Below are 21,965 nucleotides of genomic sequence, written 5' to 3' on the forward strand. Positions count from 1 at the left end.
TATACATAGCGCCGTTGACAATACGCATCGGCGCAACGTTACCTGTCAGAACTCTTTTGCCTGCCGGCTGTCGAAAAGCCATTGCACGTTGCTGTATCGCTCGTTAGCCGCATCTCACCGCGTTAAATTACGGAGTAAGCATGTCTGGAACGCCTCAATTAAGCCTCGTTGTCGCCGTCTATAATGGCGAGAATTTCCTGAGCGCTTTTTTTGACAGCATAAAGAAACAGAATCTGCACAGCCTGGAACTTGTTATTGTTAATGACGGCTCTACTGACGGCTCTGCAGATATCATCGCCCGCTACGCCAGTGAATTCAGTCATTTTAACGTCATCGACCAGCCTAATGGGGGTGTCTCTGCGGCCCGTAATACCGGTCTGGCCGCAGCAACGGGCGATTACATCGCGTTCCCGGATATTGATGATGTCATCTATCCGGGCATGTATCCGCGCCTGCTGGAGATTGCACTCGCCGGGCAGTTGGACGTCGCGACCTGCAACGGTACCTACATTTATGACGACGGACGCCCGTCGAAGAAGATTTTCCCTTCAGATAAACTTGCGTCAACCGACGTGCTGGACGGCCCGACCTGGCTGCAGATGGCGCTCGAATCGCGCAAGTTCCTGCACGTGACGTGGCTGAACATCTATCGCCATGCCTTTATCAAAGAGCAGGGCTTCAGCTTTGAACAGGGTCTGCGCCATCAGGACATCCCCTGGACTACGGAAGTGCTGCTCACCGCCAGACGCGTGCAGTATATTGATGAGACCTATTACGACTACCTGATCCACTCCGCTTCCGTTTCCCATACGCCTGGCACGGACGACACGCGCATGCGCTCTTCGCGCCATTATATGAAGATTCTGGAGATGCTGGACGCCATCAACAAACGCTATCCGGAACAGGTGAAACGCGTGCCCGCCTGCCGCTGGCAAATCGCCAAAGAGGGTCTGGGGATCCTGCATAGCATTAATAACATTGAAGATATGGCCAAAAAACGCGAGATCACCCGTGAGCTTTTCGATCGTGGTATCTGGACTCTGATTTGGCAAAATGCGCGCGGCTTCCGCCAACGGTGGCGTCTGGGACGTCGCTACTTCCGTCTTAAAAAAATTCTTGGCTAACGGAAATTATGAGCAAACTAAAATTACACGCGGTTTCCCGCGCGGATTTCATCGCTAAAAACTACGCAGATTTTCAGACTCTCCTGGATAACCAGGTCAATCCTGACGATATTCCGGAGCGATTTTATTGTGGCGGCCGCGGTGGCTGGACGTTCCAGACTACCCTGGCGCTAAAGCACTATTATGGTGACGCAATCGAGTGTTCGTTTGGCTCTGAATGCAGGCCAGATGCCATTAACCTGATGCATAACGACGACTTTGGTTCCCGCGTGAAGCCGTGGCGTGGCTTCACCGTGGTCGCGCGTGCGGACCGCCCTCCCGTGATTGGCGCCGATGTTGTCGTCGACCAGAATCCGGAAGTAGACAACCATAGCAATCGTATTTTCGTCCCCTACTGGCCACAGCCGGGCGTAAAACCACGCGAACGCACCGACGAGACAATCAAAACCGTCGCATTCTTCGGCCGTGTAGACAGTTTCCCGGACGAATACCGCGAAGGGAATTTTAAGCAACGTCTTGCCGAACAAGGTATTGAGCTCCGCATCTCGTTCGATAACTGGACAAACTACCAGGACGTGGACGTGTGCATCAGCTTCCGCAAATCACACGATCATAAACTGGCGCGTAAGCCTGCCAGTAAGCTCATTAACAACTGGCTGGGGAAAACGGTGATGGTCTGCGATGACGAGCCGTCTTATCGCGCGATCCGCGAAAGCGAGCTGGACTACCTGATCGCCAAAAACCCTGATGAAGCCTTCAATGCCATCATGCGTCTGAAAAACTCCCCTGAACTGTATCGTCAGATGCGCGAACAGGGTGAAAAACGCCTACAGGTCTATTCCCGCGAAGCGGTCGCTGCACGCTGGTATGCCCTGTTTGAGGATATTTGGCGAAAAGGATTGCACAATCGTCCTACGGTAGTTCGCGCACTGCGCTTTGGTTTTGGTAAAGCCATTCGCCCGCTGACTAAAAAGTTCTGATCGGAATAGAGTCCTTCCATGTTCAAAACAACGACACACTCTTCGTTCACCCCGCGCAGCAATCTGTTGCGCACCCTGGGGTTGACGCTGGCATTCCTGCTGCTGTTCTCGCTTTCAGAAATCATCATTCTGCTGAAAGATCACGTCTACCAGCCGAAGTCCGGTGATATCTCGCTGTATCTGATCATTTCCCTGCTTGCCGCAGCCAGCGCGCGTTTCTTCCTGACTCGCCTGCTGCTGGCCGTCACGTTTATCGTTCAGATTTCGGAAGCGGTGTACTACCAGTTCTACGGTCAGTTCTATGGCCCGAGCGAAGTCTGGCTGGCGTTCGTGGAAACGAAAGACATTGCCAGTGGGATCACCGACAGCCTGGGTTCACTGGGCATCTACTTCGCCATCATGATTGTGGCGGTCGTGTTTGCGCTGGTCTTTGCGCGTCGTCTGGCGCCGCTTTGGCACAAATGGATTGCGCTTCCTTGCCTGCTTGCGATTGTCGTGATGTTTGTCGGTCAGTTCTTCAAAGCGATCGACGGGCAGATGTACAAGTTCAACCCGGACCTGCGCCACTCCCTGCTGCGTAACGGCCTGTCTGCAATGAGCTTCAGCGCCATACGCCTGATCCCGGAAGCGATGTCAGGCGAAAACCAGAATCTGACCCACTACGATCCCTACCAGGTCAAACCTGTTAAGGATACGCGCGCGGGTAAATATTCGATTATTCTGGCGATAGGTGAAAGCCTTAATCCGCACCACGTCAGCGCTCTGGGCTACGAACGCGATACCACGCCTGAGCTGAAAGCGCTGCTCCAGCAGTATCAAGGTACGGGCCGCCTGATTGTCTCCAACGCCGTGTCCACCCGCGTGGCCATCCCGATGCTGGTGAATAATCTGCGCGAGCCGGATAACTACGGGGCCTATAAATCGAAATCCACCAATATCTTCGCCAACGCGAAGAAACAGGGTTATCAGACCGCCTTTATCTCCGCCCAGGGGCTGGAAGGGCTGAGCAACTGGATTGGCATCCATGATATCGATCTGTGGGAAGATACCCAGATCCGCCCGGCACCAGATGTCGGCGCAGACGTTGTTCTGACACCATCCGTTGAGAAAGCAACCCTGGACTGGAACAAACCGTTCCTGATGGTGCTCAACAGCCGCGCGCCACATATCCCGTACGAGCGTAATATTCCGCAGGGCTTCGCGAAATTCTCTACGCCGCGTCTGAGTGATGATGTGGCGCAGAAGAAAAATGAGTATGACGATGCGGTCCGCCTGTATGACAAAGAACTCGCGTCCGCGATTCGCACCGCGCTGGCAAAATCCAAACTGCCGGTGCTGGTGTTTATCACCTCCGATCACGGTGAACGCGTGGGCGATAACGGTCTGTTTGGCCACTCGGTTGTTGAAATGCCAATTGCTCAGGTACCGTTCCTCTACTTCAGTAACGATCCGGCTTACGCCATGAAGGAGATCAGCCCGCAGATACCTCTCAACCATTATCAGGTGGCAACGCTCATCAACAAGATGCTGGGCTACGACGTCAGCAATCCGAATCAAAAAGATGACAGCTTCTTTATCACTGGCGGTGATATTCGCGGGCTTTCGGAGCGCGTAACCTACCATCTGAATGCCCTCCCCGAAGCGGAGCGCTAAACGGTTAGACATGAAACGGGCAAGAAATTGCCCGTTTTTTTTCAGGCGAATGAGCGTAACGCAGGCAAATGGGTATCTTAAAACACCAAAGAGATAGCTTTAGACGGCTCAAATGCTTAGAATTTGCCCGCCGAAACTAAAAAAACGGATAATCGCTTGGAATTGTTGTATACCGCCCTGCTCTACATTATTCAGCCACTGGTGTGGCTGAGACTGTTGCTTCGTAGCCGTAAAGCGCCTGCGTATCGTAAACGCTGGGCTGAACGCTATGGCTTCTGCCGCAATAAAGTCGCGCCGGACGGTATTTTGCTGCATTCCGTGTCTGTCGGTGAAACGCTGGCGGCGATCCCGCTGGTTCGCGCCCTGCGTCACCGCTACCCGTCGCTGCCGATTACCGTCACGACGATGACGCCAACCGGCTCGGAGCGCGCGTTATCCGCTTTCGGCAAAGACGTTCATCACGTCTATCTCCCTTACGATCTCCCCTGCGCCATGAATCGTTTCCTGAATACCGTTCGCCCGAAGCTGGTGATTGTGATGGAAACCGAACTGTGGCCAAACATGATTTCCGCCCTGCATGCCCGTAAAATTCCGCTGGTGATTGCCAACGCGCGCCTGTCAGAGCGCTCGGCGAAAGGTTACGGCAAGCTGGGTAAATTTATGCGCCGCCTGCTGAGCAAAATCACCCTGATTGCCGCGCAGAATGAAGAAGATGCGGCACGCTTTATCTCTCTGGGCCTCAAACGCAACCAGCTTGCGGTGACGGGTAGCCTGAAATTTGATATTTCGGTTACCCCTGAACTCGCCGCCCGCGCCATCACGCTTCGCCGCCAGTGGGCCCCGCGTCGTCAGGTCTGGATTGCGACCAGTACCCATGACGGTGAAGAAGAGATCATCCTGCAGGCGCACCGCAAGCTGCTGGAAAGCTTCCCTGATTTACTGCTAATCCTCGTGCCCCGCCATCCGGAACGTTTTAAAGATGCCCGTGAAATGGTGCAAAAAGGCGGTTTCAGCTTCACGCTGCGCAGCAGCGGGGAGATCCCGTCTGGCAGCACCCAGGTGGTGATTGGCGATACGATGGGCGAACTGATGCTGCTCTACGGCATTGCTGACCTCGCGTTTGTCGGCGGCAGCCTGGTGGAGCGCGGCGGCCATAACCCGCTCGAGCCGGCAGCCCACGCGATTCCGGTGCTGATGGGGCCACATACGTTTAACTTCAAAGATATCTGCGCGAAATTACAGCAGGCCGATGGTTTAATTACCGTGACCGATGCGGACTCCGTAGTTAAAGAGGTCTCAACCCTTCTGACTGACGAAGATTATCGCCTGTGGTACGGGCGACATGCGGTCGAAGTGCTGCACCAGAACCAGGGTGCCCTGACCCGTCTGCTGCAACTTCTGCAACCTTACCTGCCCCAGCGGAGCCACTGATGTCAACGCGTCTGTCGGTCGTGATGATCGCCAAAAACGCCGCCGACCTGCTTCCGGACTGCCTGGCGTCGGTAGCCTGGGCTGACGAGATAGTCATTCTTGATTCCGGAAGTACGGACAACACGGTGGACGTTGCCCGGGCAGCGGGCGCAAAAGTCTTTATCAATACTGACTGGCAAGGCTATGGCCTCCAGCGCCAGCGCGCGCAGGGGTTTGCCACCGGAGATTATGTCCTGATGCTCGATACTGACGAGCGCATCACGCCGGAGCTTCAGCAGGCCATTCAGGCGGTGCTTTCCTCACCTCAACCTGATGCTGTATACAGCATTGCCCGCCGCAACTACTTCCTTGGCCGTTTTATGCGCCACAGCGGTTGGTATCCTGACCGCGTGACGCGCCTCTACGAGCGCGAGCGGTATCAGTACAACGACAATCTGGTGCATGAATCTCTGGCCTGCGACAACGCCCAGATCATCCCCCTGACGGGCGATTTGCTGCACCTGACCTGCCGCGATTTCGCAAGCTTCCAGCGCAAACAGCTCAACTATGCCACCGCATGGGCGCAGGAGCGTCACCAGCGCGGCAAGAAGGCCTCGCTGACCGGAATATTCACCCACACGCTGGGCGCGTTCCTGAAAACGCTGCTGCTGCGTGGTGGCGTGCTGGACGGTAAGCAGGGCTGGTTACTCGCGGTAGTCAATGCCCAGTATACTTTTAACAAATACACCGAGCTGTGGGCGCTCTGCCGCGGCTACTCAGAGAAAACGTGAGCCATGAGCACAAAAGCGATTTATCCGGGTACCTTCGATCCGATCACCAACGGTCATCTTGATATCATCACCCGTGCGGCGTGCATGTTCGACAAGGTGATCCTGGCGATTGCCGCCAGCCCCAGCAAAAAGCCGATGTTTGATCTCCACGAGCGCGTGCAGCTTGCCACCGATGCCATTTCGCACCTGCCGAATGTTGAGGTTGTCGGATTCAGCGACCTGATGGCGAACTTCGCCCGGGCCCAGCAGGCGAACATTCTGATCCGCGGTTTACGCGCGGTGGCAGACTTCGAATATGAGATGCAGCTGGCGCACATGAACCGCCACCTGATGCCGGAGCTGGAGAGCGTATTCCTGATGCCCTCCAAAGAGTGGTCGTTTATCTCGTCCACGCTGGTGAAAGAGGTGGCGCGACATCACGGGGACGTTACCCATTTCCTGCCGGTTAACGTCCACCAGGCGTTGATGGAAAAGCTCAAGTAGCCCTATTTCTGGCACTGACGGCAGTAGAACGTGGCGCGCTGGGCGTGCTTCGTGGCAATAATGGGTGTGCCGCAGACTCTGCACGGTTCGCCCTTACGGCCATACACCTGCAGCTCCTGGGCAAAATAGCCCGGCTTGCCGTCACTTTGCAGGAAGTCCTTCAGCGTTGTCCCCCCCTGCTCAATCGAGCGCAGCAATACGGCTTTAATCACCCGAACCAGCAGCTCGCACTCCTGCGCCGACAGCGACGAGGCCAGCCGATCGGGGTGGATCCCGGCCGCAAACAGCGATTCGCTGGCGTAGATATTACCCACGCCGACCACCAGCTTGTTATCCATCAGCCAGGGCTTAATCGGGCTTTTCTTCTTCGCGCACTTCGCCTTGAGGTATTCCGCGTTAAACGCGTCTGATAGCGGCTCCGGGCCCAGATGCGCCAGCACGTTATGCCCTTCCAGCTCCTTCGTCCACAGCCACGCGCCAAAGCGCCGTGGATCGGTGTAACGGAGCACTTTGCCGTTGCTCATCACCAGATCCACGTGGTCGTGCTTTTCCGCAGGCAGTTCTTCGGTAAGAACGCGCAGGCTCCCGGACATCCCCAGGTGGATAATGATCCAGCCGTCGGGCAGCTCCAGCAGCAGGTATTTCGCGCGGCGCCGCACGCTAAGGACGGGTTTATCGCTCAGGGCATGGATCTCATCGGACACCGGCCAGCGCAGACGCCCGTTACGGACAACCGCGTGAAGAATCGTCGCGCCGACCAGATGGGGCTCAATGCCGCGACGGCTGGTTTCTACCTCAGGTAATTCAGGCATGGTTCCTCCGTTGAGATACAGAATGCAAAAAACCCCGCAGTTGCGGGGTTTTTCGATACAAGGAGACTAAAATTATTTGATTTTAGCTTCTTTGTACAGTACGTGCTGGCGTACAACTGGATCGAATTTTTTCAGTTCCAGTTTTTCCGGCTTAGTACGTTTGTTCTTCGTGGTGGTGTAGAAGTGACCTGTACCAGCAGAAGAAACCAGCTTGATTTTCTCGCGAATACCTTTAGCCATGATTTATTTCCTCTTTAAGTACTTAGTACTTTTCGCCACGGGCACGCAGTTCAGACAGAACTGTATCGATGCCTTTCTTATCGATTACACGCATACCTTTAGCAGATACGCGCAGGGTGACAAAACGCTTCTCGCTCTCAACCCAGAAACGGTGAGAGTGCAGGTTCGGCAGGAAACGGCGTTTAGTCGCGTTCAGTGCGTGGGAACGGTTGTTACCGGTCACCGGACGCTTGCCAGTAACTTGGCAGACTCGGGACATGTCTATTCTCCAAAAATCAAATTAGCTCGAGCTTCGTATGGGGTATCGGCGCCTCGTCAGGCTTTACAGCCCGGTCATCGCATAGTTCTAAGTGAACTCTCGATTGCCAGGCCCAAATGCCAAACCCGAGATTCTCAAAGGTGGCGTAGTATACGCTGACTCGGCGGTGTGCTCAAGTCCCGAACAGACAAAGATCCCGATGGATCGCGAGAAATAGCCTAAATCCAGCCATGTTCTGCAAAAGAAATGTACTCTCCGCGGCCAATTATCAGATGGTCCAGCACACGAATGTCCATGAATTGACAGCATTTGATAATGCGCTCGGTGATTTCTTTGTCCGCTCTGCTCGGTTCTGCACAGCCTGAGGGGTGATTATGCGCGAGGATCACGCCCGCTGCATTCACTTTTATCGCTTCCCGCACAATTTCTCGCGGATGCACCTCAACGTGGCTTAACGTGCCGGCAAAGAGGCAGCTATGTTTCAGTACCCGGTTTCTGTTATCGACAAAGATCACCATAAAGATCTCGCGCTCGATATCGGTTAACTGGCTTTGCAGATATTCACGCGTCATCGCTGGCGTCAGGATCGGATCGTCCTTCTCCATGCGGACATTGTAAAAACGGCGGGCAAGTTCAGCAATGGCCCGCAACTGGGCATATTTCGCCACACCGATCCCTTCTACGTGCTTAAACTGCGCCAGTTCGGCGGTCAGCAAACCGTGCAGAGAACCGAAATGTACGATCAGCTCTTTTGCCAGCGTAAATACCGTTTTACCGGGCGTTCCGGTACGTAAAAAGAGCGCCAGCAGTTCATCATCTTTTAACAGGGTGACGTCATAGCGCAGCAGTTTTTCACGCGGCAGCAGCGGCTCATCCTCTTCTTCCATGCTCTTTCTCCCTTTTTTAACCGCATGCTGCCACAGGCCAGTCAGGCACTCGACGACCACGTTGCGTTCTTGCGTAGCGCCTCGCTAACTGGTCGAAGGACAAAATCACCCCGTTTTGGGGATTGTGATAAAATGCCCGCTCTCTGGTGAACCCCAACAGGAAAGAATCATGATGAGCCTGGCCGGTAAAAAAATCGTTCTTGGCGTGAGCGGCGGTATTGCTGCCTACAAAGCGCCGGAGCTGGTGCGTCGTCTGCGCGAGCGCGGGGCAGATGTACGGGTCGCGATAACCGAAGGCGGTAAAGCCTTTATCACTCCTCTGAGCCTGCAGGCCGTTTCAGGATACCCGGTATCTGACAGCCTGCTCGATCCGGCCGCCGAAGCCGCGATGGGCCATATTGAGCTTGGGAAATGGGCAGACCTGGTTATCCTCGCCCCCGCCACGGCTGATTTAATCGCCCGGGTAGCGGCCGGTATGGCAAACGACCTGGTCTCCACCATTTGTCTGGCCACACCTGCGCCTGTTGCCGTCGTGCCTGCCATGAACCAGCAGATGTACCGTAACGCGGCTACGCAGCACAATCTTGAGACCCTGGCCTCACGCGGCCTGCTTATCTGGGGTCCGGACAGCGGTAGCCAGGCCTGCGGCGATGTTGGCCCGGGCCGCATGCTTGATCCGCTGACGATTGTTGATATGGCCGCAGCCCACTTCTCGCCTGTCAACGATCTGCAACATCTCAACATCATGATTACCGCGGGCCCCACGCGCGAGCCGCTGGATCCGGTGCGCTACATCACCAACCACAGTTCCGGCAAAATGGGCTTTGCGATTGCCGCCGCCGCCGCGAAGCGTGGTGCGAACGTCACGCTGGTGAGCGGCCCGGTCTCTCTGCCTACCCCTGCGTGTGTGAAGCGAATTGACGTTACCACCGCGCTGGAGATGGAAGCCGCCGTGCAGGCACATGCGCAAAGCCAGCAGATTTTTATTGGCTGTGCGGCCGTTGCAGACTATCGTGCTGAGACGATCGCCGAGGCTAAAATTAAAAAGCAAGGCGATGAATTAACACTAAAAATGGTGAAAAACCCGGACATTGTTGCCGGTGTCGCCGCACTAAAAAGCCACCGGCCATACGTTGTTGGGTTTGCCGCAGAAACGAATAATGTGGAAGAATATGCCCGGCAAAAACGTACCCGCAAAAACCTCGATTTGATTTGCGCGAACGACGTATCGCTGGCCACACAAGGATTTAACAGCGACAGCAACGCACTGCACCTTTTCTGGCAGGATGGAGATAAAGTCTTACCGCTTGAGCGCAAGGAACTCCTGGGCCAACATTTACTCGACGAGATCGTTACCCGTTATGATGAAAAAAATCGACGTTAAGATTCTGGACCCGCGTGTTGGCGAGCAATTCCCGCTGCCAACCTATGCCACCTCCGGCTCTGCCGGTCTTGACCTGCGCGCCTGTCTCGATGACGCCGTAGAACTGGCTCCGGGTGCCACGACCCTGGTTCCGACTGGCCTGGCGATTCACATTGCTGACCCGTCGCTGGCAGCGGTTATCCTGCCGCGTTCTGGCCTGGGCCATAAGCACGGCGTTGTGCTGGGTAACCTGGTGGGCCTGATCGACTCCGACTATCAGGGTCAACTGATGGTCTCCGTCTGGAACCGTGGTCAGGACAGCTTCACCATTGAACCGGGCGAGCGTATCGCACAGATGGTCTTTGTACCGGTGGTACAGGCAGAATTTAACCTGGTGGCAGACTTTGACGCCACCGACCGTGGCGAAGGCGGCTTCGGCCATTCCGGGCGCAAATAACGGCCCGACAAACACGTATCTCACAGCGTCATAATGCAATAACAAACCGCAAACGTCCGTTTGCGGTCGCTGTGTGGATGCCAGCCTGGCAAGTGCTTATTTTCAGGGGTATTTTGTAACATGGCAGAAAAACAAACCGCGAAAAGGAATCGTCGCGAAGAAATACTTCAATCTCTGGCTCTGATGCTTGAATCCAGCGATGGCAGTCAACGCATCACCACCGCTAAACTGGCCGCCTCCGTAGGCGTGTCTGAGGCGGCGCTGTACCGTCATTTTCCGAGCAAAACCCGGATGTTCGACAGTCTGATCGAGTTTATTGAAGACAGCCTGATCACACGCATCAACCTGATTCTGAAAGACGAAAAAGACACTACCGCGCGTCTGCGTCTGATAGTGCTGTTAATCCTGGGCTTCGGTGAACGCAATCCGGGCTTAACCCGTATCCTGACCGGCCACGCGCTGATGTTTGAGCAGGACAGACTCCAGGGCCGCATTAACCAGCTTTTCGAACGCATTGAAGCGCAGCTGCGCCAGGTGCTGCGCGAGAAGAAAATGCGTGAGGGTGAAGGATACAGCATTGATGAAACGCTGCTGGCGAGCCAGATTCTGGCGTTTTGTGAAGGGATGCTTTCCCGCTTTGTGCGCAGCGAGTTTAAATACCGTCCAACGGACGATTTTGACGCCCGCTGGCCGTTAGTGGCGGCACAATTACAGTAACGCCATCGCCGGATGGCGGCGTCGCCTTATCCGGCCTACGAACGGGTAGGCCCGGTAAGCACAACGCCACCGAGCAATGCACTTAAACCCCGAACGCTTCGCGATACGCTTTTACCGCTGCCAGATGGTCCGCCATCTCAGGCTTCTCTTCCAGATACGCAATCAGATCTTTCAGGGTGATTATTGACGTCACAGTGCAGCTGTAATCCCGCTCCACTTCCTGAATGGCGGAAATTTCTCCGCGACCACGCTCCTGACGATCCAGCGAAATCAACACGCCAGCCAGCGTTGCACCGTTGGCCTGGATAATCTCCATTGATTCGCGGATCGCCGTGCCCGCGGTGATCACATCGTCCACCAGCATGACGCGGCCCTGCAGCGCGCTGCCGACCAGATTCCCGCCTTCACCGTGGGTTTTGGCTTCTTTGCGGTTAAAGCAGTACGGCACGTCGCGATCATGATGTTCCGCCAACGCCACCGCGGTAGTGGTCGCAATCGGAATGCCTTTATAGGCCGGGCCAAATAGCAGGTCAAAATCAATCCCGGAATCCACCAGCGCTTCGGCATAGAAACGGCCTAACAGTGCCAGATCGCGCCCGGTATTAAACAGCCCGGCGTTGAAGAAATAAGGACTTTTACGCCCGGATTTCAGCGTAAATTCGCCAAACTTAAGTACCTGCTTGTTAAGCGCAAACTCAATAAACTGGCGCTGATACGATTTCATGGATTAGCTCCTTTGGTTTTTCTGTCTTACAGGCAAAAAAAAGGCGACTCATTGGTCGCCTTTAAAATCAATTTTCTAACGCCGCTTTCTGCGTCGTGACAATGGATTCGATTCCCCCTCGGGCCAACGCCAGCAGGGAGAGAAGCTCTTCGTGGGTGAACGGCTCGCCTTCTGCCGTGCCCTGCACCTCAATGATGCGACCGTCTTCGGTCATCACCACGTTCATGTCTGTCTCTGCAGCGGAATCTTCAACGTATTCCAGATCGCAAAGCGCTTCACCGTTAACGATGCCTACGGAGACCGCCGCAACCATGCCTTTCATTGGATTGGTTTTCAGCTTACCGGCTGCAACCAGCTTGTTCAGGGCATCGGCCAGCGCTACACAGGCGCCGGTAATAGAGGCCGTACGCGTGCCACCATCGGCCTGAATCACGTCGCAATCCAGGGTAATCGTGAATTCGCCGAGGGTTTTCAGATCAACGGCGGCGCGCAGCGCACGCGCGATCAGACGCTGAATTTCCATGGTACGACCGCCCTGCTTACCCTTTGCCGCTTCACGAGCGTTACGGGTATGGGTCGCGCGCGGCAGCATGCCGTACTCGGCGGTGATCCAGCCCTGGCCCTGACCTTTCAGGAAGCGCGGAACGCCTTCTTCGATGGATGCGGTACACAGCACTTTGGTGTCACCAAACTCAACCAGCACGGAGCCTTCAGCGTGTTTTGTATAGTTACGGGTCAGGGTGACGGGACGCACCTGATTGGCGCTACGACCTGATGGACGCATGATGGATTCTCCGGCTTGAAACGAATGTGGCTGCGCATTATACGGATAAAGGACGCTTATTCCTATCCTGAGAAGCCCCCGAAAGCTATAATCCCCCCATCTCTCCTTTAAAAACGGGAATGTCTATGATCCGCAGTATGACCGCCTACGCCCGGCGTGAAATCAAGGGTAGCTGGGGTAGCGCTACATGGGAAATGCGCTCGGTAAACCAGCGTTACCTGGAAACGTATTTCCGTATGCCGGAGCAGTTCCGCAGCCTTGAGCCTGTTGTTCGCGAGCGTATCCGTACGCGTCTGACGCGCGGTAAAGTGGAATGTAACCTGCGCTTTGAGCCTGATGCCAGCGCACAGGGCGAGCTGATCCTCAACGAAAAACTGGCGAAACAGCTCGTGAATGCGGCGAACTGGGTCAAAATGCAGAGCGATGAAGGCGAAATCAACCCGGTTGATATTCTGCGCTGGCCTGGCGTCATGGCCGCCGGCGAGCAGGATCTGGACGCGATTGCTGCTGAAATTCTGGCCGCCCTCGACGGCACGCTGGATGACTTTATCGTTGCCCGCGAAACCGAAGGTCAGGCGCTTAAAGCGATGATTGAGCAGCGCCTTGAAGGCGTGAGTGCGGAAGTGGCTAAGGTTCGCACCCATATGCCGGAAGTGCTGCAGTGGCAGCGCGAGCGCCTGGTCGCCAAACTGGAAGAGGCAGAAGTTCAGCTGGAAAACACCCGTCTGGAACAAGAGCTGGTGCTGATGGCGCAACGTATTGATGTCGCTGAAGAGCTGGACCGTCTGGAAGCGCACGTTAAAGAGACCTACAACATTCTTAAGAAAAAAGAAGCGGTAGGCCGCCGTCTGGACTTTATGATGCAGGAGTTCAACCGCGAGTCGAACACTCTTGCGTCTAAGTCGATCAATGCGGAAGTGACGAATTCAGCGATTGAGTTGAAAGTACTGATTGAGCAAATGCGCGAGCAGATTCAGAATATTGAGTAATGCCTTATCGGGTGGTGTCGACAGCACCACCCATTATTATTTCTAATCCATTCCGGCACCTGATTTTGCAGTTCACCGCCTTTCATCAAGCTTATTCAACATCATTTGATAAAAATTTATAGGGCAAACGCAGTCGCCTTAGAAAAACTCAATCGTGATCTTGCGCACAAATCGCTAACCTCCCCCGCGTTCAAACCGGAGGAAATATGCTGCTTCACATCCTTTATCTCATTGGCATCACCGCAGAAGCCATGACCGGCGCACTTGCTGCCGGACGTCGCCGTATGGACACCTTCGGCGTGATCATTATTGCTACAGCAACCGCGCTGGGCGGCGGCTCGGTACGCGATATTCTGCTGGGACATTATCCGCTTGGCTGGGTCAAACACCCTGAGTACGTCATTATCGTGGCGACAGCTGCCGTGTTAACAACCATAGTGGCGCCCGTCATGCCCCATCTTCGCCGCCTGTTTTTAGTCCTTGACGCTTTAGGTCTGGTGGTTTTCTCGATTATCGGGGCGCAAATCGCGCTGGATATGGGGGAAGGACCTGTTATCGCTACCATTGCCGCCGTGGTCACGGGCGTATTCGGCGGTGTGCTGCGCGATATGTTCTGCAAGCGTATTCCACTGGTTTTCCAGAAAGAGCTTTACGCCGGAATATCCTTTGCGTCTGCCGTTCTGTATATTGCTTTACAACATTATGTTTCGAGCCATGATGTTGTGGTCATTGCCACGTTATTATTTGGCTTTACGGCTCGCTTGCTGGCACTGCGCTTAAAACTGGGATTGCCTGTTTTTCATTACACGCAGGACACACATTGAATTCTCAACAAAACCACAACAAAGTAGTAAAAAGCACTTTTTGTTATCTCATATAACCGGGCCAAACGCGATAAACTGTCGCATCTTTGTCCCCATAAACTTGCGTTAAAACAATGTCCTTTGCCAAAACGTCAGCCCTGATTATTAATAAAAAACTCAGCAGCCATTTTTTAATTTTGCTGCTCGTTTCCGTGCTGATTCAGTTATGGCCAGTATTTTTAACGCAACCTGCACGATTCGCAGTGCGCATTGCGATTTGTAATGCGCTTTTACTGGTTTGCGCCGCAGCAATCTTTCGCTCGCTTCCCGGCAAGATCCTCGCATTTTTTTTAACCGCCCTGCTCACGTTAAATTTTGCGATTGCTTACAGTACCTGGAGCGTCTACCAGAGCGAATTTAACACGGTATTCGCGATGAGTATTCTCGGCACTCACGTTGCCGAAGCGAAAAGCATGTCAGGTTTATACCTACACTGTTTACCAGCCGCGTTTGCTTACTTTATTGTCACCTGGTTCGCAATCAAAGCAGCTAGCGAGCATGTTTCTTTCCGCGTCAAAACTATCGGCTTCGTTCTGCTTGCCGTTTATTTTGGCTGGTATTCGACGGCAAATTGGCTAAAAAAACGCCATGACCTTGAAGTTTATTATCCGCTAAGCTCCCGGATTTTAACCAATACGCCATTTTACACCGGCGCAGAGTTCATTATTGCCCATCGCGATAACGCGCTGGCGGAGAAAATTAGCCAGCACAGCGTCAATTATCCTGCGTTGCAGTATCATGAAACGGGCATCGAAAACTATGTTGTTATCGTGGGTGAATCCGCACGTCGCAGCAATATGAAGCTCTACGGTTTTCACCAGGATACCACGCCAGTGGAATCCTTGCTGGCGAAGGACTCCCTCATTTTTAGCAATGCTATTGCCCCTGCGTCAGCCACCGTGCTTTCCGTGCCGATGATATTAAGTAAAGCTGATCCAGACCACTTCACCACCGATAAGCTTGCAGACAATATCGTTAGCGTCGCTAAAAAAACGGGCTATCATACCGAATGGATTAGCGCCCAGGGTAATACAGGCAAGAGCAATAACTATATTGTGGCGATTGCTTCTATTAGCCATAAAGCCCAGTGGATTGACACCCGTTATGACACCGAACTTTTACCTGCCCTGGATGAGGCGCTTAAAGCACCCGGCAGGAAGTTAATTTTCCTGCATATCAACGGTAGTCATGAGATGGCCTGCGATCGGTATCCGCCATCCGCAAATATTCTGCATACCGGCAACAAGTATGAAGATTGCTACAATAATGCGATTCTGTTTACCGACTACTTCATTGGCGAAGTAGCTAAACGTCTGCAGGGCAGCGCATCCTCTCTGCTCTATTTTTCAGACCATGGGCTGGAAAAAAACCCGCAGCTGAACTCCATCTATATGCATGGCTCACGCAACCCAAGCAAAGAGGCTTACCAGGTCCCCCAGTTTATCTGGTATAGCCAGCAAGCCCTGAATGCTCAAAAAAGATCGGTGGGGTGGGTGCATGAAGCGTGGCCCACAGCAAGCAATTATGAGTTGATGTTGACGTGGCTTGGAATCACAACGGGTGTTGATCAATGCAGCTCGGTGCTTGCGGCGTGCTATCAGGCTCCCACACTTATCCCGGTAATTGATGGCGGCCGCCACATCTATGACTACGATCAGCTCCGCGAAACCTTCAGTTCACCAGACAGACATACCCCCTGGCGCAAAGCTAAAGCAAGCTCGCTCTAAAATCCAGGCAGGCCCTGCTTGCCTAACCAGGATGCCAGCCCGGCAACGCCAGGGTCATGGATGAATGCAACAATTTGTCGCGCCTTCCTCTCTCCCGTTCCCGGCAGGCTTTGCCAGTTCTTTACGTTATGTCCACTCAGCGTTTGCCACGTTACGTTCCCCATCGCCTTCAGCGAAGCCTGTGTCAGCGGAACACCCAATGCCATGAGCCAGCGAATAAATGGCTTCTCGCGCACCAGATTAAATCGATGCCAGAGCGCCAGCCCGCGCGCGGAGGAAAACCCAGGCGTAGCCTGCATTTGCGCCTGCGTTAATAACAGCCACGAAAAGAGGTGTTCAAAATGATGTGCCTGCCAGAGGGTGCGCCAGCCTGACTCGCCTAATCCTTCAATATCAAGCACCTGCTTTGAGCTGAGCCAGGTCAGTCGGGCAAAGAACTGTTCCATACATTCCGGAGAAGCATAGAAACAGCTCAGCGCATGATAACGCGAGGCTGGAGGCTCGGGTTTATGTCTGTCCGTCCCGCGCCAGACCACCTTATCAAACCGGGGAATACCCTGCCCGGCCAGGCTGACCTGGATCTGATCCCCTGAGGCAATATCCAGCCTCTGCCAGCGCTCCACCGAGCCCAGACTCACCCGCCGTACCTGTTTATCGTCCAATTGCACAGGTTCCAGTGCGGCTACAACGGACATTTTGCCCGTTCGACCCACGGAAAAATGAATATCACTCACCTCGGTCACCTGGGCTGCAGGCGCATATTTCCACGCAACCAGCCAGTTGCCTTCGCCCGGTAACCAGCCTTCCCCTGCGGGCGCATCCTCCGAACGCACCACAATGCCATCCGTGGCAAAGGGTAATCCGGTTACGTGCCAGGCGGCGCGCTGTTTCTCAACGGCATCAACAGAATCGGCGGGTAGCGTATACCGTGCCGACAGCGTAAAACCGGCCTGAGACAGTTCAGCTAAAGATGTCTGCATATCTTTCGGCCCATCCGGCCAGGCCCAGATGAACACGCCGATCTTGCTCAAAACTGAGTTATCCTTTTGCCGCATCATCGCCCCCGCCACCTTTGCGCGAGCGTTCATCCCGCCCATCTGCCGCTGAATGTGATTGTCGCTTAGCCAGAAAAGCTCGCCCTGTAAGACGCTGTTCGCGAGCTTGCCGGTAAGCTTTTGCGGAATAGTCGGGATCAAACGCACCTTCCCGGTCCAGTCTTCCCCTTTCAGGCCATCACCACGACTGATGGCCTGGGTTAACGTTCCGTCACGATAGACCAGCGTTACCGCCACACCGTCAACTTTGGGCTGCATCCACAGATGCTGTCGCGCACGCATCCACTGTCTCAACTCCTCTTTGCTGGCCACTTTATGTACGCCCGTATGGGCAACAGGATGTTTTACGCTTCCCACCAGCGCAGGGAGTTTCTCCTCTGAAGGCTCACTGCCAAAACAGTGCTGCCACTGCATTAAGCGCCCGTTAAGCTGGTCGTAAACTTCGTCGTTGACCTCACTCACGCCCTGCTTCCAGTAAGCGTCATCCCAGCGTTTGATTTGCGCGCTTAACGACGCCATCTCTTTCTCAGCTTTTGCCTGCGACCAGACCGGGCACACCGCCGCGCCATAGCCACTCCACAAGAGCATTAATCCGCTTATCCATCGCCACATTGCTACTCCTCCTTTGTGTTGCTGGAGGTATATCCCGATGCCTGAAAAAACGCTAACGGCAACGATTCACAATGCGAGACGCTATCCGGTATTTCTTTGGATTGCTGAAAACCCCAGATAAAACCTGAAAACGGCACGCAAAATTCAATAATCCAGGGGAAAAAGTGTGACAAAGGCTACGTCACACGGCAGTGACGTGTATAATAAGCCCGTATGTAGGACTTCTTCGTTAACACATACAAAAGACTCTCATGGCTCAAGGCACGCTTTATATTGTTTCTGCCCCTAGTGGCGCGGGTAAATCCAGCCTTATTCAGGCACTGTTAAAAACCCAACCGTTGTACGACACACAGGTTTCTGTTTCTCACACCACGCGTCAACCGCGTCCGGGTGAAGTGCACGGCGAACACTATTTCTTTGTGGATCACGACGAGTTCAGAGCGATGATCGGCAGAGACGCGTTTCTTGAACACGCGGAAGTATTCGGTAATTACTACGGTACCTCGCGTGAAACCATTGAGCAGGTTCTGGCCACGGGCGTGAATGTGTTCCTGGATATCGACTGGCAGGGTGCACAGCAAATTCGCAAGAAAATGCCTGACTCGCGCAGTATCTTTATTTTACCGCCATCGAAAGATGAGCTGGATCGCCGCCTGCGTGGCCGCGGTCAGGACAGCGAAGAAGTCATCGCAAAGCGTATGGAACAGGCTGTTGCAGAAATGAGCCATTACGCGGAATATGATTACCTTATTGTGAATGATGATTTTGATGCCGCACTGAGCGATCTCAAAACCATTCTTCGTGCAGAACGTCTGCGTATGAGCCGCCAGAAGCAGCGACATGACGCATTAATCACCAAACTGTTGGCAGACTGAACCCACTTTCAGTATCATGCCCAGTCATTTCTTCACCTGTGGAGCATTTTAAGTATGGCACGCGTAACTGTTCAGGACGCTGTAGAGAAAATTGGTAACCGTTTTGACCTGGTGCTGGTCGCCGCGCGTCGCGCTCGTCAGATGCAGGTAGGCGGTAAAGATCCGCTGGTACCGGAAGAAAACGATAAAACCACCGTTATTGCACTTCGCGAAATCGAAGAAGGTCTGATCAACAACCAGATCCTCGACGTGCGTGAGCGCCAGGAGCAGCAAGAGCAGGAAGCCGCAGAACTGCAGGCCGTAACCGCTATTGCTGAAGGTCGTCGTTAATTAAACCTGCGGGTCGCCCTTGTATCTGTTTGAAAGCCTGAATCAACTGATTCAAATCTACCTGCCTGAAGACCAGATTAAGCGTCTTCAGCAGGCGTATCTCGTTGCACGTGACGCTCACGAGGGCCAGACACGTTCAAGCGGTGAACCCTACATCACGCACCCGGTAGCGGTGGCCTGTATTCTGGCCGAGATGAAACTCGACTACGAAACGCTGATGGCCGCGCTGCTGCACGACGTGATTGAAGATACCCCTGCCACTTACCAGGACATGGAACAGCTGTTTGGCAAAAGCGTTGCCGAACTGGTGGAAGGGGTCTCTAAGCTTGATAAGCTGAATTTCCGCGACAAGAAAGAGGCGCAAGCCGAAAACTTCCGCAAGATGATTATGGCGATGGTGCAGGATATCCGCGTCATTCTCATCAAACTCGCTGACCGCACCCACAACATGCGCACGCTGGGCTCACTTCGCCCGGATAAACGTCGCCGCATTGCCCGTGAAACCCTCGAAATCTACAGTCCGCTGGCGCACCGTTTAGGTATTCACCACATTAAAACCGAGCTGGAAGAGCTGGGTTTTGAAGCGTTGTACCCGAACCGCTATCGCGTGATTAAAGAGGTGGTGAAAGCCGCACGCGGCAACCGTAAGGAGATGATTCAAAAGATCCTCTCTGAAATCGAAGGGCGCTTGCAGGAAGCGGGAATTCCGTGCCGCGTCAGCGGTCGCGAGAAACACCTGTACTCCATCTACTGCAAAATGGTGCTCAAGGAGCAGCGTTTTCACTCGATCATGGATATCTACGCCTTCCGCGTCATTGTCCATGACTCGGACACCTGCTATCGCGTGCTGGGGCAGATGCACAGCCTCTACAAACCGCGTCCGGGGCGGATGAAAGATTACATCGCCATTCCAAAAGCGAACGGCTATCAATCTTTGCACACCTCGATGATCGGGCCGCACGGCGTGCCTGTTGAGGTGCAAATTCGCACCGAAGACATGGACCAGATGGCAGAGATGGGTGTTGCCGCGCACTGGGCCTATAAAGAGCACGGTGGCGAAAGCAGTACGACCGCACAAATCCGCGCCCAGCGCTGGATGCAGAGCCTGCTGGAACTTCAGCAGAGTGCGGGCAGCTCGTTTGAATTTATCGAGAGCGTGAAATCCGATCTCTTCCCGGATGAGATTTACGTTTTCACCCCCGAAGGTCGCATTGTCGAACTCCCTGCGGGTGCAACGCCGGTCGACTTCGCTTACGCCGTGCATACCGATATCGGCCATGCCTGCGTGGGCGCGCGCGTCGACAGACAACCTTACCCGCTGTCTCAGCCGCTCGCCAGCGGCCAGACGGTGGAAATTATTACCGCGCCGGGCGCACGTCCGAACGCGGCCTGGCTGAACTTTGTCGTGAGCTCCAAAGCGCGCGCTAAAATCCGCCAGCTGCTGAAAAACCTCAAGCGTGATGATTCCGTCAGCCTGGGGCGTCGTCTGCTCAACCACGCGTTGGGCGGCAGCCGTAAGCTGGCTGAGATCCCACCGGAGCATATCCAGCGCGAGCTCGACCGTATGAAGCTCACGTCTCTTGACGATCTGCTGGCGGAAATTGGTCTGGGCAACGCCATGAGCGTCGTGGTGGCGAAAAACCTGCAGCAGGGCGAAGCAATACCTTCTGCGCCAGGCGCATCCGGCCATGCTCATCTGCCAATCAAAGGCGCGGACGGGGTGCTGATCACCTTCGCAAAATGTTGCCGTCCAATTCCAGGCGACCCGATTATTGCGCACGTCAGCCCAGGTAAAGGGCTGGTTATCCACCACGAATCCTGTCGTAACATTCGCGGCTACCAGAAAGAAGCCGAGAAGTTTATGGCGGTCGAGTGGGATAAAGAGACGGCGCAGGAATTTATCACCGAGATTAAGGTGGATATGTTCAACCACCAGGGTGCCCTGGCGAACCTGACGGCAGCGATCAACACGGCCTCTTCCAATATTCAAAGCCTGAATACGGAAGAAAAAGATGGCCGCGTGTACAGCGCCTTTATTCGTCTGACCGCCCGCGACCGCGTGCATCTGGCGAATATCATGCGCAAGATCCGCGTCATGCCGGACGTGATTAAAGTCACCCGTAACCGAAACTAGTGGTATGAATTCACAACGTTACGCGCGGATATGCGAAATGCTAGCCAGGCGTCAGCCTGACCTGACGGTCTGCATGGAGCAGGTCCATAAACCGCATAACGTCTCTGCTATCGTCCGTACCGCCGATGCCGTCGGTGTGCATGAAGTGCACGCCGTCTGGCCGGGTCACCGGATGCGCACCATGGTCTCGGCGGCGGCAGGCAGTAACAGCTGGGTTTCCGTCAAATCTCACCAGACAATTGGCGATGCCGTTTCGCACCTGAAAGGGCGCGGGATGCAAATCCTTGCCACTAACCTGTCCGCTAAAGCCGTGGATTTTCGCGAGATCGACTACACTCGCCCGACCTGCATTTTGATGGGTCAGGAGAAAACCGGGATCTCACAGGAAGCGCTGGATCTGGCGGATCGGGACATCATCATTCCGATGATCGGCATGGTCCAGTCTCTCAATGTCTCCGTGGCGTCCGCGCTCATTCTGTATGAAGCGCAGCGCCAGCGTCAGAACGCCGGCATGTACGAGCGTAGCAACAGCATGCTGCCGGAAGATGAACAGCAGCGCCTGCTGTTTGAAGGTGGTTATCCGGTGCTGGCTCGCGTTGCGAAGCAGAAAAAATTGCCTTACCCCCACGTCAACGCGCAGGGCGAAATTGAAGCCGATGCCGAGTGGTGGGCCACCATGCAGTACGCCGGGTAAGC

The 21,965-nt window shown here is 54.4% G+C and carries 23 protein-coding genes; 16 read left to right on the forward strand and 7 right to left on the reverse strand.

Going from position 1 to position 21,965, the window contains the following annotated elements:
- Nucleotides 1-140: 140 nt before the first annotated feature.
- The 6 genes from ACHH0Z_RS17355 (at nucleotide 141) to coaD (ending at nucleotide 6,441) form a co-directional block, all read left to right on the forward strand.
- A complete protein-coding gene (locus tag ACHH0Z_RS17355) occupies nucleotides 141-1,124 on the forward strand; it encodes a glycosyltransferase (protein WP_023294801.1) in 984 nt (327 codons plus the stop codon).
- Between the two features lie 8 nt (nucleotides 1,125-1,132).
- Entirely contained in the window at nucleotides 1,133-2,104 is a 972-nt protein-coding gene (locus ACHH0Z_RS17360; RefSeq protein WP_023294800.1) for a hypothetical protein, read from the forward strand.
- An 18-nt stretch (nucleotides 2,105-2,122) separates the two neighbouring features.
- Entirely contained in the window at nucleotides 2,123-3,757 is a 1,635-nt protein-coding gene (locus tag ACHH0Z_RS17365; RefSeq protein WP_045406925.1) for a sulfatase-like hydrolase/transferase, read from the forward strand.
- 156 nt (nucleotides 3,758-3,913) lie between these two features.
- Nucleotides 3,914-5,188, forward strand: coding sequence for a lipid IV(A) 3-deoxy-D-manno-octulosonic acid transferase (gene waaA / locus ACHH0Z_RS17370; RefSeq protein ID WP_025910600.1), 1,275 nt, complete (start codon nucleotides 3,914-3,916; stop codon nucleotides 5,186-5,188).
- Nucleotides 5,188-5,958 carry a glycosyltransferase family 2 protein gene (locus ACHH0Z_RS17375; RefSeq protein ID WP_045406923.1) on the forward strand — a complete coding sequence of 257 codons (771 nt, stop codon included), beginning with the start codon at nucleotides 5,188-5,190 and terminating at the stop codon, nucleotides 5,956-5,958. The genes waaA and ACHH0Z_RS17375 overlap by 1 nt, the downstream gene beginning before the upstream one ends.
- A gap of 3 nt (nucleotides 5,959-5,961) precedes the next feature.
- Nucleotides 5,962-6,441 (forward strand): pantetheine-phosphate adenylyltransferase, encoded by a 480-nt coding sequence (gene coaD, locus ACHH0Z_RS17380; protein ID WP_008502695.1) that lies wholly within the window; start codon nucleotides 5,962-5,964, stop codon nucleotides 6,439-6,441.
- Nucleotides 6,442-6,443: 2 nt separating this feature from the next.
- Here the strand turns inward: coaD and mutM are convergent, their stop codons facing one another.
- From mutM to radC, 4 genes are all read right to left on the reverse strand, one after another.
- Nucleotides 6,444-7,253: a bifunctional DNA-formamidopyrimidine glycosylase/DNA-(apurinic or apyrimidinic site) lyase gene (gene mutM / locus ACHH0Z_RS17385; RefSeq protein WP_021242414.1), complete on the reverse strand. Its 810-nt coding sequence runs from the start codon at nucleotides 7,251-7,253 to the stop codon at nucleotides 6,444-6,446.
- Between the two features lie 72 nt (nucleotides 7,254-7,325).
- Nucleotides 7,326-7,493 carry a 50S ribosomal protein L33 gene (rpmG, locus tag ACHH0Z_RS17390; protein ID WP_003024094.1) on the reverse strand — a complete coding sequence of 56 codons (168 nt, stop codon included), beginning with the start codon at nucleotides 7,491-7,493 and terminating at the stop codon, nucleotides 7,326-7,328.
- 22 nt (nucleotides 7,494-7,515) lie between these two features.
- Nucleotides 7,516-7,752 carry a 50S ribosomal protein L28 gene (rpmB, locus tag ACHH0Z_RS17395; RefSeq protein WP_002436699.1) on the reverse strand — a complete coding sequence of 79 codons (237 nt, stop codon included), beginning with the start codon at nucleotides 7,750-7,752 and terminating at the stop codon, nucleotides 7,516-7,518.
- Between the two features lie 218 nt (nucleotides 7,753-7,970).
- A complete protein-coding gene (gene radC / locus ACHH0Z_RS17400) occupies nucleotides 7,971-8,639 on the reverse strand; it encodes a DNA repair protein RadC (protein WP_008502693.1) in 669 nt (222 codons plus the stop codon).
- Nucleotides 8,640-8,811: 172 nt separating this feature from the next.
- On the opposite strand from radC, the gene coaBC reads away from it, so the two are divergent.
- The 3 genes from coaBC (at nucleotide 8,812) to slmA (ending at nucleotide 11,176) form a co-directional block, all read left to right on the forward strand.
- Entirely contained in the window at nucleotides 8,812-10,023 is a 1,212-nt protein-coding gene (gene coaBC / locus ACHH0Z_RS17405; protein WP_025910617.1) for a bifunctional phosphopantothenoylcysteine decarboxylase/phosphopantothenate--cysteine ligase CoaBC, read from the forward strand.
- Entirely contained in the window at nucleotides 10,001-10,459 is a 459-nt protein-coding gene (gene dut, locus ACHH0Z_RS17410; protein ID WP_008502691.1) for a dUTP diphosphatase, read from the forward strand. The genes coaBC and dut overlap by 23 nt, the downstream gene beginning before the upstream one ends.
- 120 nt (nucleotides 10,460-10,579) lie before the next feature.
- Complete coding sequence (slmA, locus tag ACHH0Z_RS17415) at nucleotides 10,580-11,176, forward strand: nucleoid occlusion factor SlmA (RefSeq protein WP_008502690.1); 597 nt, start codon at nucleotides 10,580-10,582, stop codon at nucleotides 11,174-11,176.
- Between the two features lie 82 nt (nucleotides 11,177-11,258).
- On the opposite strand, the gene pyrE is transcribed toward slmA, so the two are convergent.
- Nucleotides 11,259-11,900, reverse strand: coding sequence for an orotate phosphoribosyltransferase (pyrE, locus tag ACHH0Z_RS17420; RefSeq protein WP_045406921.1), 642 nt, complete (start codon nucleotides 11,898-11,900; stop codon nucleotides 11,259-11,261).
- A 67-nt stretch (nucleotides 11,901-11,967) separates the two neighbouring features.
- A complete protein-coding gene (rph, locus tag ACHH0Z_RS17425) occupies nucleotides 11,968-12,684 on the reverse strand; it encodes a ribonuclease PH (RefSeq protein ID WP_006812424.1) in 717 nt (238 codons plus the stop codon).
- A 125-nt stretch (nucleotides 12,685-12,809) separates the two neighbouring features.
- On the opposite strand from rph, the gene ACHH0Z_RS17430 reads away from it, so the two are divergent.
- From ACHH0Z_RS17430 to ACHH0Z_RS17440, 3 genes are all read left to right on the forward strand, one after another.
- Entirely contained in the window at nucleotides 12,810-13,673 is an 864-nt protein-coding gene (locus ACHH0Z_RS17430; RefSeq protein WP_008502687.1) for a YicC/YloC family endoribonuclease, read from the forward strand.
- Nucleotides 13,674-13,879: 206 nt separating this feature from the next.
- The gene (locus ACHH0Z_RS17435) at nucleotides 13,880-14,497 is read left to right on the forward strand and encodes a trimeric intracellular cation channel family protein (RefSeq protein WP_008502677.1); all 618 of its coding nucleotides are present in this window, start codon (nucleotides 13,880-13,882) and stop codon (nucleotides 14,495-14,497) included.
- A 113-nt stretch (nucleotides 14,498-14,610) separates the two neighbouring features.
- Nucleotides 14,611-16,263 carry a phosphoethanolamine transferase gene (locus tag ACHH0Z_RS17440; RefSeq protein WP_039267072.1) on the forward strand — a complete coding sequence of 551 codons (1,653 nt, stop codon included), beginning with the start codon at nucleotides 14,611-14,613 and terminating at the stop codon, nucleotides 16,261-16,263.
- Here ACHH0Z_RS17440 and ligB read toward each other — a convergent pair.
- Nucleotides 16,260-17,930 (reverse strand): NAD-dependent DNA ligase LigB, encoded by a 1,671-nt coding sequence (ligB, locus tag ACHH0Z_RS17445; RefSeq protein WP_045406918.1) that lies wholly within the window; start codon nucleotides 17,928-17,930, stop codon nucleotides 16,260-16,262. The genes ACHH0Z_RS17440 and ligB overlap by 4 nt on opposite strands.
- Before the next feature lie 251 nt (nucleotides 17,931-18,181).
- Here ligB and gmk point away from each other — a divergent pair, with 251 nt between their 5' ends.
- From gmk to trmH, 4 genes are read left to right on the forward strand one after another with little or no spacing between them, the layout of a single operon-like run.
- Entirely contained in the window at nucleotides 18,182-18,805 is a 624-nt protein-coding gene (gene gmk, locus ACHH0Z_RS17450; RefSeq protein WP_008502674.1) for a guanylate kinase, read from the forward strand.
- Nucleotides 18,806-18,859: 54 nt separating this feature from the next.
- Nucleotides 18,860-19,135, forward strand: coding sequence for a DNA-directed RNA polymerase subunit omega (gene rpoZ / locus ACHH0Z_RS17455; RefSeq protein ID WP_000135058.1), 276 nt, complete (start codon nucleotides 18,860-18,862; stop codon nucleotides 19,133-19,135).
- A gap of 19 nt (nucleotides 19,136-19,154) precedes the next feature.
- Nucleotides 19,155-21,269: a bifunctional GTP diphosphokinase/guanosine-3',5'-bis pyrophosphate 3'-pyrophosphohydrolase gene (gene spoT / locus ACHH0Z_RS17460; RefSeq protein WP_008502673.1), complete on the forward strand. Its 2,115-nt coding sequence runs from the start codon at nucleotides 19,155-19,157 to the stop codon at nucleotides 21,267-21,269.
- Nucleotides 21,270-21,273: 4 nt separating this feature from the next.
- Nucleotides 21,274-21,963 (forward strand): tRNA (guanosine(18)-2'-O)-methyltransferase TrmH, encoded by a 690-nt coding sequence (gene trmH / locus ACHH0Z_RS17465; RefSeq protein WP_021242410.1) that lies wholly within the window; start codon nucleotides 21,274-21,276, stop codon nucleotides 21,961-21,963.
- Nucleotides 21,964-21,965 lie beyond the last annotated feature (2 nt).

The sequence above is a fragment of the Enterobacter cloacae complex sp. 2024EL-00227 genome (assembly GCF_043945315.1).
In the GTDB taxonomy this organism is placed as follows: Bacteria; Pseudomonadota; Gammaproteobacteria; order Enterobacterales; family Enterobacteriaceae; genus Enterobacter; species Enterobacter roggenkampii.